Below are 13,143 nucleotides of genomic sequence, written 5' to 3'. Positions count from 1 at the left end.
ATCGCTCCATTTATACAGTTGCTTTATATTGGCTAAATACTTCGTTAATTTGTTGAATTGACCAGTCTAAATCTTCTTTTGAAATAATTAATGGTGGTGCAAAACGAATTACTGTATCATGTGTTTCTTTACATAATAAACCTTGTTTCTTCAATGCTTCGCAATAAACACGTGCTGGTACATGAAGTTCAACACCAATAAATAATCCACGTCCTCTAACTTCTTTAATATGAGGATGATCGATTTCTTTTAATTTTTCCATAAAGTAGTTTCCAAGCTCATTTGAACGCTCAGCTAACTTCTCTTCTTCAAGAACTTCTAAAGCAGCTACAGAAACTGCACAAGCTAATGGATTTCCACCAAATGTAGATCCGTGAGAACCTGGCTCAAATACGCCTAAGATTGAACGATTTGCAGCAACACATGAAATTGGGAATACTCCGCCACCAAGTGCTTTACCTAAAATGTACATGTCAGGAATTACTTCATCCCAATCACATGCAAAAGTTTTACCAGTTCTACATAAACCTGTTTGAATTTCATCTGCAATAAATAATACGTTTTCGTTTTTACAAACTTCAACTACTTCACGTAAGAATCCGTCTCTAGGAATATTAATTCCAGCTTCACCTTGAATTGGTTCAATTAAGAATGCAGCAGTATTTGGTGTAATTGCAGCTTTTAATGCTTCAATATCGCCATAAGGAATTAACTTAATTCCTGGTAAGAATGGTCCAAATCCACGTTGATAGTCTTTTTCTGATGATAAAGAAACTGCAGCCATCGTACGTCCGTGGAAGTTTCCAACACATGCAATAATTTCAGCTTGGTTTTCTTCTACACCCTTAACATCATAAGCCCATCTTCTAGCAGCTTTAATAGCTGTCTCAACAGCTTCAGCACCAGTGTTCATAGGTAAAATCATATCTTTGTTAGTAACTTTTGCTACCTTTTCATACCACTCACCCATGTTTTCACTATAGAAAGCACGAGAAGTTAATGTAACTTTATCAGCTTGATCTTTTAAAGCTTGGATAATTTTAGGATGACGATGTCCTTGGTTTACAGAAGAATATGCGCTTAACATATCTAAATATCTGTTACCCTCTGGATCTGTAACCCAAATACCTTCAGCTTTAGAGATTACTACTGGAAGTGGATGATAGTTTTTAGCACCATATTGATTTGTTTGGTCAATGATTTTTTGAGAATTAGTTGTCATTTGAGTTCCCCCAATATTGATTAATTTTTAGTCTTACTAAAATAATAAGCAATTTCCGTGCCAAACATGTTAAGTAAATTAAAATTCACAAAATGTACTTATTCTCAGCGTTATTCATCCTTAAACATGATACCGTTTTCAATTAACCGCAAAATATTTTTGCATTATGGTGCAAAATTAATTAAAATATGCATAGAATATTTGCAGCAAAAAACGATTAAACAAAGAAAATTAGCACATTAGGAAAAAACTGCCTTTTAATCTTACCAAAAATAGTAAGAAGTGCAAATTATTCAATTGTTAAAATGAAAAGAGAGAATTATATGAAAAATGATAAACAAAACTTTTTAGCTGTTGATGAATTATTACAATTAATATTAGAAGAAATAGATATCGGTATACATGTAGTTGATCAAGAAGCAAATACAATGGTGTATAACCGCAAAATGATGGAAATCGAAATGATGAATGAAGAGGATGTCTTACATAAAAATCTTTTAGATGTCTTCACATTTCAAAAAAACCAATCGAGCACCTTACTTGAAGCCCTTCAAAAAGGTAAAGTACGAAAAAATATTAAACAATCTTATTTTAATAATAAGGGAAAAGAAGTTACGACAATCAATGATACTTACCCAATAATGAAAGAAAATAAAATTATTGGAGCTATTGAAATGGTTCGTGACGTGACGGAATTAAAGCAATCTGTGCAAGAAGGTATTTTACAAAATCGAAATACTCGTTATACATTTGAACAATTAATCGGAACATCCGGGGCATTTAAAAGCATAATTGAAGATGCAAAAAGATCCGCCAAAACTTCTTCATCAGTTTTAATTGTAGGAGAAACTGGAACAGGTAAAGAACTATTCGCTCAAAGTATTCATAATGCTAGCAAAAGAGCAACAAAGCCATTCATTTCTCAAAACTGCGCCGCACTTCCAGAATCCTTGATTGAAAGTATACTTTTTGGGACAAAAAAAGGAGCATTCACCGGAGCAATTGATAAACCTGGATTATTTGAAGAGGCAAATGGCGGTACATTATTATTAGATGAAATTAATTCACTTAGCCCTAACTTACAGGCTAAACTTTTAAGGGTTATTCAAGAACGTAAAGTTAGAAGAATTGGTGAGATTAACGAAAAAGAATTAGATGTCCGAATTATCGCTACAATAAATGAAGATCCTATTGAAGCAATCGCGAATAATCATTTACGTAAAGACTTATATTACCGTCTAAGTGTCGTTTCATTATTTCTTCCGCCACTACGTGAACGCTTCGATGATATATTATTGCTAGCAAACTTCTTTATTCAAAAATATAATCGTCTTTTCGGCCACCGGGTAACTAATTTAGATGTAAATGTAGCAAATTTCTTCCTGAATCATAACTGGCCAGGAAATATACGCGAACTTGAACATATGATTGAAGGGGCAATGAACTTAGTAGAAAATGAAACAACTATCACTACTACACATTTACCATCTAGATTTTTTAATGAAAAAAGAACTACAATTTCCGCACCAATTGCCCAACAAAATAGAGAAATTAAATTACATCAATCAGAATCAACAGATGAAAAATCAAATTTAAAAAATACTTTATTGAACAAAGAAAAACAACATATTATTAATGTTTTAAATGATCATAATGGCAATATTACACAAGCTGCAAAAAAATTAGGCATTAGTAGACAAAACTTACAATATCGTATTCGTAAGTTTAATTTATTGAACGATTAACTTTTGATAATGTTAAATTTTTATATTAAGGAAATTTAATTATACAGTACGTTTTAAAATGAAATGTGCCCAAACCTTCCACATTTGTCCTGCATATTTTGAATATGTAAGACTCATAAGCAAAGGAGGTTTTGTTAACATGCAAAATGAACACGAATATCGTCCTCATGGGTTTGGTGGCGGATTTGGTCACGGTGGATTTGGTCACGGTGGATTTGGAGGCTTTCATGGCGGGTTTGGCAGACCAGGATTTGGATTTGGTAGACCAGGGTTTGGATTCGGATTTGGCCGTCCATTCTTCCGTCCATTTTTTCCATTTTTCCCGTTTTTCCCATTCTACGGTGGATATGGTTATGGCTATGGTTATCCATACTCATACTGTCCTCCAGGATACTATTGTCCTCCTCCTTACCCTTATTACTACTAATGTAAATATAAAAAATATAAAAGAGAAGGCTCATAAACCTTCTCTTTTCTTATAATGAGATTGTTGAGTAGCTTCCTAAAATTTCTACACTAAAGCCCAAAGCTTCTAATTCTTGCTTAACTCCAGGTAATAAAACATCATCATACCCCATCTCAACATCAATAATGAAAAAGTAATTTCCTAATCCAGTTTTCGTCGGACGAGATTCAATTTTTGAAAGGTCAATCTGTCTCCAGGCAAATGCAGAAAGCACTTGATGAAGCGCACCAGCGCGGTTCTCCGGCATATTTATTACTAAAGTTGCCTTAGTATGTTTAGGTTCAAAATAATTTGTTTCCACTTTAGCATCTTGTCTTTGTAAAGCAATAAATCTCGTATGGTTATACGAATTAGAATGAATATCTGAAGCAACAATTTCTAATCCATATTTTTTTGCCGCAAATTCGTTTGCAATTGCCGCTATACACTCATTAGATTGCTCACTAACAATTTTAGCTGCAGCACTTGTAGAAGTTACTGGTTCTAGCTTTGTATACTTATACTGATTATGTAAAAAAGTATGACATTGAGCTAATGCATGTGAATGAGAATAAATCACCTCAATATCCTTTACTCGGTGTGCTTGTCCTTTTGCCATCAATAAATGTTGTCTAATCGGTATAATAATTTCACCAACCATTTTTAATGGCTGTTCATGTACAAGATAATCAATTGTTGTAGTCACGGATCCTTCAACCGAATTCTCAATTGGAACGACAACTAAATCAACTTCACCTTCAGCTACATTGTCCATACAAACTGGAATACTAGAATAAGCAATATGTTCATCATTCTTAAAAACAGACCGAACTGCGACATGTGTAAAAGTCGCCTCGGGACCTAAATACCCAACCTTCACGTTCCCACTCCTTTTAATTTTTAATTATACTAAAAAGAGTTAGGATTAAAAGTAAAATGTTTAATTTTTAGCAATTATCTTACAAATTTCACATCTTTCTGCATTAAAGGCTACTTTGACGAACCTTTAACGTCGTTGGAACAATCACTTTCTTGGCTACTTTCCTACCTAAAAGTCTTTCCATTAATAAATCTACTGCAGATTCACCCATCAATTCAGTGTATACCTTTAAAGTACTTAAACTTGGAAAAAGATATTTTGAAAACACAAAATCATTCATTCCGATTATATTTACACGTTCGGGCACTTGTATTTTTGCTTCATGAAGTGCTCTTAAACATCCGACAGCCATCGTATCACAACCAATTAAAAAAGCTGTTGGTAATTCCCCACCTTGTTCTCGGATTGCCTTTTTCATTAAATTAAATCCTGCTTCAGCAGTAAAATCACTTAAGTACAGATTCTCTTTTCGAAAGAGTCCCTTTTCCTCTAAATAATTTTTATATGTTTTCACTCGAGAATTAACTTTCTGACCTAGCTTCTTATCGTACTCACGTCCACCAATATATCCAATTTTTTGATGTCCATGCGAAATAAAATGATCCAAAACTTTTATAATAGCATTCTCATAGTCTGTAACAACAGAATCGTATTTCTCTTCATCTGGTGAAAAATCAACAAACACAATATTTTTGGAAACTTTTTTCAATGAGCTTATTTGATGATCATCAAACTTACCTATTGCAATCACACCAAGTATTTGCTCATCAAACATCCCCTTTTCATTTCCCCGAAAAAAAGTAGAAATATGCAAAGAATGTTGTTCACACTTATTTTCAATTCCAAATCGAACAAGCATATAAAATAAATCACTTAATTCTTCATTTCCATTGTCACCTTTTACAAGTGCGATTTTAGCAATATTCTTTTTTGCCTTTGATTTTTTCCTATATGAAAGCATTTCTGCTGTTTCAAAAATTCTTTGTTTTGTATCGTCACTTACTGATAATGCAGGGTCATAATTAAGCACTCTTGATACAGTAGCAATTGATACTCCCGCTTTTTCCGCAATTTCTTTAATTGTAGTCATTACAACTCTCCTCGTAACCTTCCAATCTGAATTGTTTTCGAAACTATTACTTTAATTAATTTTAACAGTTGAAGGTTGTACGGTTATTCATTAAATATGGAGAATTTTTTACATATTTTATTTTCTTTTAATAAAGATCTTATAATTAAGTTTTATTTATGTAGTTTTGAAATATTATAATTTACATGAGGAGAATTTAATTTTTCTGGAGTAAACATATTTACTTTTTAGTTGTTGAAAATATAGATGTGGGTTCTTGATTCTATTCATATAAAGTTTTTAACATAGTACCTGTCAAAGCTTCAATTAATCTAGTTGAGGATAATCCTACTTCATTTGGAAGATTACTGTAAATAAGTATATCCATTCCCCTATTAATACGATAACCTGCTTGTTTTAAATAGCTTATCACCTTCTTTAAATAGCTAGTCCAGTCATGCTTTATTTCGTCTCCTAAATCATTTAAAGAAATTTCAACGATTCCTAAATCTTCAAAATTTAAGGATACTAATTTAATTAGCTGCGACTCTGTTCTAGACAAAATCACATAAATACCAAATGTTTGTGGAGTATGCTGATCATTTCTATCAAAATCAGTAATTTCTTCTATTTCGTCAGAATGGCCTGATACAAAAAAAACACGTAAACTAGAATGACTGTAATACTGATTGTAAACTGATACTAAATCCTTAACATTCATTTCGTTATCACTCCTGTAAACTAATTTTCCATGATAATCCTAACCGCTATTCGATCATCTTGAATCATCTAACACTGTATTTCCTCACTACCTAGGTTTCCTCATTTATTATCACGGTTTTATTAAAATTCTTAATGTTAGTAGATAACAATCTTGCTAGCATCTATGCTAGTAATAACTATTACCTTGGCAAAGGAAACATAATAGAGAGAAAAAAGAGTTCTATTAAGAGTATCCTACTCCCATGGATATTATTGGTCAATAATTAATCTAACTAAAATTTACTAAAATGGAAAGATTTTTTACTTAGTTTTTTATTCTGTCACAATTAATGCTCATATAAGTAAAATAACGATATTTCCGCTTAATTTAAAGCTTTTTTTGGATAGTAGTTCTATTAGATTATCAATAGTAATTATTTTACATTTTTTACTAAATGATCAATTCTAGAATTATATCTAAATAATAAAAGAAATAAAATTCACTAAAATATTTTAACGTTAATCTATACACATTCCAATTTATTTTGCTAGATGAAAGAAGTAAGTTTATATTTTCCATTGATTTGATTTCAGAAAATTTAATAAACTATATATATAGTCTAATTTAAAGAAAAACAATTAAGAAGTAAAAGCCATACAATAAACTAAAAGGGGGTCTTAGAAATGTCAGGGTTTGATGCAGGGGTTGATATTTTTAAAATTATTGCTTTTGTATTTCCAATCATATTCGTCTTCGTTTTTGCAGGTATATTTTTTGCACTAATAAAGGGATTAAAGCAATGGAATTATAATAATAAACAACCGAAATTAATTGTCCCAGCAAAAATAGTTTCAAAAAGAATAGATTACATTCAGCGCAATAATACGAACCAGTTCGCTCATTCCTCCACACATTATTATGTTACACTTGAGGTCGAATCCGGAGACAGAATTGAATTTCAAGTTGATGGGTTTATTTATGGTCAATTAGTAGAAAATGATACTGGAAAACTAACTTACCAAGGAACTAGATTCATAAACTTTGAGCGACAATAATTTCTTTTTGGGGTGGAATAATGAAAGTTTTCATAAGTGGTGCCACAGGTTTTTTAGGAAAACATACTACTAAAAAATTAAGTGATATGGGATATTCCGTTGTAGCCTTTGGAAGAAATGAAGAAGCAGCTAAATTTTTCATTGATATGGATAATGTCACCTTTCTTAAAGGTGATTTAAACGATACCATCTTATTAGAAGAAAATATAAAAAATGTAGATTATGTAATCCATTGTGCTGCACTTGCAGCACCTTTTGGACCTTTTTCTGAATTTGAGAAAACAAATGTTGTTGGTACAAGGAATATTGTTAATGTTGCACTGTCAACAGATTTAAAAAAGTTTATTAATATTTCGACACCAAGTGTGTACTTCACTAGTGAGAGTCGTAAAAATGTTAAAGAAAGTGACCCGCTACCATCAAAACACTCTAATTACTACGCTAAAACAAAGCACATGGCAGATTTAATTATTGAAGATGCTATTGAAAAAGGACTACCGGCAATATCACTAAGACCTAGACAAGTTTTCGGTCCTTTCGATCATACGATTTTCGGAAGATTTATACAGATAAATGAAAATGGCGGAATTCCATTAGTTCATCAAGGACAAGTTCTAATGGACTTTACTTATATCGATAATGTTGTCGATATGATCATAGCTTGTATGAATGTAGATAATGCCTTTAATGGTGAATACTATAATATTACAAACGATCAACCTATTTATCTTATTGACGTGCTTAAGCAACTCTTCTTTGCCTTAAATAAAGAGTTGCATATAAAAAATATCTCACCAAAACTACTGTCATTTATCGCGTTGAATTCAGAAATAATTGCGAGGATCACTAGCAAACCACCAAAAGTTTCCAAGCATATTGCATATTTCTTAAGCTATGACTATACATTAAATATCGAAAAAATTAAAAATGATTTAAACTATGAACCTAAAGTATCAATTAGTGAAGGTATTAAGCGATATGCTGACTGGTACTTAAATACAAATGCTCAAAAATAAAACAAGCTAAAGTCACCTAAATTGATTTTATTTAAGTGATTTTAGCTTATTTTTGGTTGACCTCATTTAAATCTAGAAAATTTATGTTGATTCTGGCTATTAATTGAATGTACTAGGCTTTTTATTTACAGTTTTAGTATTTTTAAATTGCAGTTCTTCCTACGCTCGCAGCTTTTCCTGGTCTACCCTATATGCCATCTCTAGAAATCTATTTAATAGCTGTTTGTATTTCTTTAATATTTAAAGACCATAATCCACTATTTAGAATTGTATCTGCATCTACTATATTTAAGCGTTCTTTAAATAGTGGTCCATCCGTTACAAACGTATGATATTCTCCGCCCTCTCCCATTAAACAGATTTCTTTGCTAATGAATAGATCTTTTAAATCCTTACTTAAACCCTTACCTACTATTGAAGAATCAAAAATATCCTCTCTTGCCCTACAAATAGTTGCTTCGTATCCAGTCGCGATCCATTGGTCTAGTAAATTAGTGGTTTCACTTTTCTTAATCCACACCGGGAAAATCGGTTCAAGTCCTGCTTTGGTTGCAACTAGTTCATTCCATTGTCGATCTTCCTCGACATATAATGTACCAAATGCAATTGCAGAAAGATCAAATTGCTCCTTTATTGTTTTTAATCCATTAATCATTGACTCCTCGTACTTACCTGCCGAATCAATCATGACAAGAGGAATTCCAATTGCATCAGCTTGCATTTGTAAGAAATTAAGCGGAGTCCCATGCGCATGATTCCTTTCATCCTTTTTTGAAACCATTGATATTAGACAAGCCACTTCATATTTATTTTTAATTAGTAAATCTAATGCTAAACAACAATCCTTCCCACCGCTCCAAGAGACTGCCACTTTACGATTGTTCACTTATATCATTCTCCCTTAAAATTAAAGTGATAGATTATGATTTAAATCTCTATCTATATCCTTCTATTAATTTTTTAGTAAACTTTTAACGTATGTCATACCTTTTATCGCATAATCAAACCACTGATGATCTCCGTATGGAATTTCAACCCATTCTCTCATAGGTTTACCACCCAACGGGTCAAAGTTTTTTGCTCTTTTTAATTTTAATGCTGTTTCAACATCTTCCGGATTTAGCTTTACAACCATATTTGGTTCATTATAGAACGCAAAAACTTTGCCTTGTATTTTTAATCCTTTATGTCCAAAAATACTTCCTTTCGATGCTTCATAGTGATTCATTAGTTCAGTTCTTAAGCTTTCAAATCTTTCTATTGTACCTTCCATTTTCACCATTCCTTTTTTCTCTGACGCTTTTCTTAATAAAAATATCTTATTAATGCCAATAACTTATTGATATTATTCAGTGTAATATCTTCGTCTATACTAATAGTAAAGACTCTTTGAATCAAATTTTAGGGAGGTTATCAAATGACCATCAACTTCCACGATGCACAAAATAAAAAGACTTATACAACTAGAGAGGCAGATCAATCTTGGATTCAGTTAATGAGGGATAACATCGATTTGTTTGGAAAAGATGTAGTTGATATAGGTTGTGGAGGAGGGATTTATTCGAAAGCTCTCACTACGTTAAAAGTAAACCACGTTACGGGGGTAGATTTTTCAGAGGAAATGCTTAAAGGTGCTGCTGAAAATTGTAAAGACTACAGTAACATTTCTTTTAGAAAAGGAGATGCATATAATACTAAACTTCCATCTTCGAATTATGATGTAGTTTTGGAAAGAGCTTTAGTACATCATTTAGATAATTTAAATGCCTGTTTCAATGAGGCAAATCGTTTACTAAAAAAGAATGGAATATTAATCGTACAAGACCGGACGCCAGGAGATTGTTTACTTCCTGGAGACAATAGCCATATACGCGGTTATTTTTTTGATCTATACCCAAAATTGAAAACGAAAGAAATTTCCAGAAGATATGATACACAAGTAATGAACTCAACATTAGAGTCAGCTGGGTTTCATATAGAAAATACAATAAAACTCTGGGAAACAAGACGTATGTATACTAATCTAGATTCACTTCGGAGTGATTTATTACTCAGAACAGGCCGATCAATCCTTCATGAACTTACTGATGAAGAGCTAAATCAACTAGTAAAATTTATCAGTAATAAGCTACTGCATCAATCTTCTATTATTGAAAAAGACCGTTGGACAGTTTGGTTTGCTAGAAAGAAATAACGTTAAGGACACCATTCATATTAACAGAAACGCTTAGTCTAAATTCTAAGCGTTTTTTATGTTCCAACCAATTGATTTCCATTAGTTAACGATCTTTAGGTTCAACTTTTGGTAGTTTAATCGTTACTTTTGTTCCTTCGTAAACGCTGCTCTCAAAGGAGATTGTTCCGTTCATTGCTTCAATGATTCGAACAGAAACCGTTGTTCCTACCCCAGTTCCCTTTTCTTTAGTTGAATAGAATAGTGTACCAATACGTGAAAGTTGTTCTTTAGTCATTCCCTTTCCATTATCTCTAATCGTAATGACCGTTTTATCTTTTTCTTCGTGGAGTTTCGTATGTACAAACCCACCTGAGTCAGTTGCCTCAATAGCATTTTTAATTAGGTTTATTAGTGCTTGTTTAAATTGATCTTTATCCGTATTTATAAATGTTTCGACCTCTGTATCACCTTTTAATTTAACATTTTGCTTTAAAGCTAAAGGAACTAATAAGGTGACGACATCTGAAACGCATTGCTTTAAATTGAACGTTTCTACTTTTTCAAATTGTGGTTTGGCAAAGTTTAAATAATCATTAATGATTCCTTCCGCTCTACCTAATTCACTTAATACTAGCGGTAAATACTCAATAGACTGATTGTCTTTGCTTTCTTGCATTAATTGTAGGAAACCTTTAACGACAGTAAGTGGATTTCGAACTTCGTGGGCAATAGAAGCTGCCATTTCGCTTAACGTATTGAGTTTCTCAGCCCTTTGGATTTCTTTATGTAATATTTTATTTTCAATTAGTGTTTCAATCAGTTTTGCTCCTAAAGTGATTGCAATTAACTCTATTACAATAAAAATTAAAATTAACCCAAATAGTCTGTAATCGCTTTTAAAACTAATCTTATTTACGAATAAAAAAGAAAATAAGATTCCTAGTTGAACTAAAGCTGGCCATAAACTAATAAGAGCTGTTGCAATTATTCTCTGTCTAGGCCTGAATGTCCAAAACCATTTAAATAAAATGAAAGATCCTAGTGAGGATAAGGTGATACTGATCATACCAAAAATGATAGCGTCTCCACCTAAAATTATTCTAGCTAATAAGATCGCTAAAAAAGTCACGATCCCCCAACGATAGCCGCAATAAAGAAAGGCAATAGTTAATGGAATATATCTTAAATCCCAAAATAGCCCATATGCAGGATATGGAAAGGCCATGCAAAAAAAGCCTGCTACAGCCTGAAACATGCCAAATAGATAAATTTTATCTTTATAGCCATGCCTTTCATAAATAATACTGTATATTAATATTGGACTTAATATGATTAAAACATGTAGCAAAAGTTTTTCGATTAACACGTTTTTATCCTCACTAGATTCTAAATTTTCCAAATATAATCAACATAAAAATAATACGACAAAACTTCCAAAAATCCTTTATTTTACCCTATTAACTACCACTATTTTTCATGTTTTGTCGATTAATATTTTTTTCATTTTATTAGAAAGTTAAATAAGTGCGTTTATAAGTTTAAACATTTATACTAGAAGTACCTTACCACTATCGTATGAAGGGGATCAATATGAATAAAAGAATCGTATTAAATATTATTTTGGTTATGATTTTCTTTTTCTTAATTAATTTTTACATAGGTCTTAATGGGTGGAGCTATATTAATGCTTTTCTAAATAGATGGACGAATCCAACAATAGAAATAATCTATTGGATCATATTTCTGTTTATAACTTTTGCGTACATTCTTTCAAGAGTACTAAAGAGTAAGCTTCCTACTTCTTTATTTAAACCGCTTCATAAAATAGGAGCATACTGGTTAGCCATCTTTTATTATTTAATTTTCTTTATCATCGTTGCTGATTTAATTGGACTGATTTTAAGAGAATTTACATCTTTCAAGACAAGTAGTATAACTGCGATACTTGGAACAATTGTCATATTATGTATCACATACCTTATAGTAAAAGGTAGAAAAAGTGCACTAGACACACAGATTGTTCATTATGACATCCATGTTGAAAAAACAAATGAACAATACAAAGAGCTTTCAATCGTACTAGTTTCGGATTTACATTTAAGCACATTAGTCACGAATAAAAGGTTAGAGTTTCTTGTTGAAAAAATTAATAAGCTTGCTCCTGATTTAGTCTTGATTGCTGGAGATATAATTGACGAAGATATTACCCCTTTTGTTGAGGAAAATATGGTCCAAACGTTGAAAAAGTTAAAACCAAAGATTGGCACATACGCCGTACCTGGAAATCATGATTATTATGGTGGGCATTTAGATTTACTTGCCCGGCATTTAAAAGATGCTGGTATTTGCATTTTATTAGATGAGAAAGAACTAGTTGATAACAATTTCTATATCGTCGGTCGTAAAGACCTTGCAAGTAAAAAGCGCTTAGATTTACATGAACTACTTGAAGGAATCGATCATACAAAACCAATTATCTTACTTGATCATCAGCCCCATCATTTAGAAATCCCAACTCAATTAGGCATAGATTTACAAGTGTCCGGACATACACATCGCGGCCAGTTTATGCCAAATCACTTAATTACCCGTCGACTTTACGAAGTTGATTGGGGTTATTTACAAAAAGAGCACTCACACTTTGTCGTTTCATCAGGATTTGGAACTTGGGGACCTCCAATTAGAACAGGTAACCCATCTGAGATTGTTACGATTACTATTTCATTTTCTAAATAGAGACCAAAAAGAATTTTTTGGTCTCTTTTATATTAATATTGTCATAATTTATCTATTAATAATTTTCTGAAAAGTGTAGAATATTATTGAAAGTTT

The 13,143-nt window shown here is 32.0% G+C and carries 13 protein-coding genes; 6 read left to right on the top strand and 7 right to left on the bottom strand.

The genetic code is table 11. From position 1 onward, the window contains the following. Nucleotides 1-10 precede the first annotated feature (10 nt). A complete protein-coding gene (locus B6K90_RS13335; RefSeq protein ID WP_088013265.1) occupies nucleotides 11-1,222 on the bottom strand; it encodes an ornithine--oxo-acid transaminase in 1,212 nt (403 codons plus the stop codon). Nucleotides 1,223-1,545: 323 nt separating this feature from the next. Between B6K90_RS13335 and B6K90_RS13330 the strand changes: the two genes are divergently transcribed. After that, a complete protein-coding gene (locus tag B6K90_RS13330) occupies nucleotides 1,546-2,967 on the top strand; it encodes a sigma-54 interaction domain-containing protein (RefSeq protein ID WP_088013264.1) in 1,422 nt (473 codons plus the stop codon). Between the two features lie 139 nt (nucleotides 2,968-3,106). Next, nucleotides 3,107-3,394 carry a hypothetical protein gene (locus B6K90_RS13325; protein WP_088013263.1) on the top strand — a complete coding sequence of 96 codons (288 nt, stop codon included), beginning with the start codon at nucleotides 3,107-3,109 and terminating at the stop codon, nucleotides 3,392-3,394. 49 nt (nucleotides 3,395-3,443) lie between these two features. Here the strand turns inward: B6K90_RS13325 and pheA are convergent, their stop codons facing one another. The 3 genes from pheA to B6K90_RS13310 all read right to left on the bottom strand — a co-directional run bounded on the left by pheA (nucleotide 3,444) and on the right by B6K90_RS13310 (nucleotide 6,082). Then, nucleotides 3,444-4,292: a prephenate dehydratase gene (gene pheA / locus B6K90_RS13320; protein ID WP_088013262.1), complete on the bottom strand. Its 849-nt coding sequence runs from the start codon at nucleotides 4,290-4,292 to the stop codon at nucleotides 3,444-3,446. 103 nt (nucleotides 4,293-4,395) lie between these two features. Continuing rightward, entirely contained in the window at nucleotides 4,396-5,382 is a 987-nt protein-coding gene (locus tag B6K90_RS13315) for a LacI family DNA-binding transcriptional regulator (RefSeq protein ID WP_088013261.1), read from the bottom strand. 262 nt (nucleotides 5,383-5,644) lie between these two features. Next, nucleotides 5,645-6,082, bottom strand: coding sequence for a galactokinase (locus B6K90_RS13310; RefSeq protein WP_088013260.1), 438 nt, complete (start codon nucleotides 6,080-6,082; stop codon nucleotides 5,645-5,647). A gap of 665 nt (nucleotides 6,083-6,747) precedes the next feature. Here B6K90_RS13310 and B6K90_RS13305 point away from each other — a divergent pair. After that, a complete protein-coding gene (locus tag B6K90_RS13305; RefSeq protein WP_088013259.1) occupies nucleotides 6,748-7,119 on the top strand; it encodes a DUF2500 domain-containing protein in 372 nt (123 codons plus the stop codon). Between the two features lie 20 nt (nucleotides 7,120-7,139). Beyond that, nucleotides 7,140-8,135 carry an NAD-dependent epimerase/dehydratase family protein gene (locus B6K90_RS13300; protein ID WP_088013258.1) on the top strand — a complete coding sequence of 332 codons (996 nt, stop codon included), beginning with the start codon at nucleotides 7,140-7,142 and terminating at the stop codon, nucleotides 8,133-8,135. 208 nt (nucleotides 8,136-8,343) lie between these two features. Here the strand turns inward: B6K90_RS13300 and B6K90_RS13295 are convergent, their stop codons facing one another. Together B6K90_RS13295 and B6K90_RS13290 are read right to left on the bottom strand one after the other, a co-directional pair. After that, nucleotides 8,344-9,021 (bottom strand): Dph6-related ATP pyrophosphatase, encoded by a 678-nt coding sequence (locus B6K90_RS13295; RefSeq protein ID WP_088013257.1) that lies wholly within the window; start codon nucleotides 9,019-9,021, stop codon nucleotides 8,344-8,346. 66 nt (nucleotides 9,022-9,087) lie between these two features. After that, nucleotides 9,088-9,408 (bottom strand): hypothetical protein, encoded by a 321-nt coding sequence (locus B6K90_RS13290; protein ID WP_088013256.1) that lies wholly within the window; start codon nucleotides 9,406-9,408, stop codon nucleotides 9,088-9,090. Nucleotides 9,409-9,552: 144 nt separating this feature from the next. Between B6K90_RS13290 and B6K90_RS13285 the strand changes: the two genes are divergently transcribed. After that, nucleotides 9,553-10,329, top strand: coding sequence for a class I SAM-dependent methyltransferase (locus B6K90_RS13285; protein ID WP_088013255.1), 777 nt, complete (start codon nucleotides 9,553-9,555; stop codon nucleotides 10,327-10,329). An 85-nt stretch (nucleotides 10,330-10,414) separates the two neighbouring features. Here B6K90_RS13285 and B6K90_RS13280 read toward each other — a convergent pair whose 3' ends face one another. Further along, nucleotides 10,415-11,677, bottom strand: coding sequence for an ATP-binding protein (locus B6K90_RS13280; RefSeq protein WP_167555361.1), 1,263 nt, complete (start codon nucleotides 11,675-11,677; stop codon nucleotides 10,415-10,417). A 224-nt stretch (nucleotides 11,678-11,901) separates the two neighbouring features. Here B6K90_RS13280 and B6K90_RS13275 point away from each other — a divergent pair, with 224 nt between their 5' ends. Beyond that, nucleotides 11,902-13,047 carry a metallophosphoesterase gene (locus B6K90_RS13275; RefSeq protein ID WP_167555360.1) on the top strand — a complete coding sequence of 382 codons (1,146 nt, stop codon included), beginning with the start codon at nucleotides 11,902-11,904 and terminating at the stop codon, nucleotides 13,045-13,047. Nucleotides 13,048-13,143: the final 96 nt, after the last annotated feature.

It is taken from the genome of Gottfriedia acidiceleris, assembly GCF_002128425.1.
In the GTDB taxonomy this organism is placed as follows: domain Bacteria; phylum Bacillota; class Bacilli; order Bacillales; family Bacillaceae_G; genus Gottfriedia; species Gottfriedia acidiceleris.
Note: the sequence above shows the minus strand (reverse complement) of the source record. Positions and strands in the feature narration are given on the sequence as shown.

Bases quoted from the DNA above. Each gene is read 5' to 3' on its own strand.
- B6K90_RS13325 (WP_088013263.1), top strand. From the start codon at position 3,107: ATGCAAAATGAACACGAATATCGTCCTCATGGGTTTGGTGGCGGATTT.
- B6K90_RS13315 (WP_088013261.1), bottom strand. From the start codon at position 5,382: ATGACTACAATTAAAGAAATTGCGGAAAAAGCGGGAGTATCAATTGCT.
- B6K90_RS13300 (WP_088013258.1), top strand. From the start codon at position 7,140: ATGAAAGTTTTCATAAGTGGTGCCACAGGTTTTTTAGGAAAACATACT.
- B6K90_RS13285 (WP_088013255.1), top strand. From the start codon at position 9,553: ATGACCATCAACTTCCACGATGCACAAAATAAAAAGACTTATACAACT.
- B6K90_RS13275 (WP_167555360.1), top strand. From the start codon at position 11,902: ATGAATAAAAGAATCGTATTAAATATTATTTTGGTTATGATTTTCTTT.
- B6K90_RS13290 (WP_088013256.1), bottom strand. From the start codon at position 9,408: ATGGAAGGTACAATAGAAAGATTTGAAAGCTTAAGAACTGAACTAATG.
- B6K90_RS13305 (WP_088013259.1), top strand. From the start codon at position 6,748: ATGTCAGGGTTTGATGCAGGGGTTGATATTTTTAAAATTATTGCTTTT.
- B6K90_RS13330 (WP_088013264.1), top strand. From the start codon at position 1,546: ATGAAAAATGATAAACAAAACTTTTTAGCTGTTGATGAATTATTACAA.
- B6K90_RS13335 (WP_088013265.1), bottom strand. From the start codon at position 1,222: ATGACAACTAATTCTCAAAAAATCATTGACCAAACAAATCAATATGGT.
- B6K90_RS13310 (WP_088013260.1), bottom strand. From the start codon at position 6,082: ATGAATGTTAAGGATTTAGTATCAGTTTACAATCAGTATTACAGTCAT.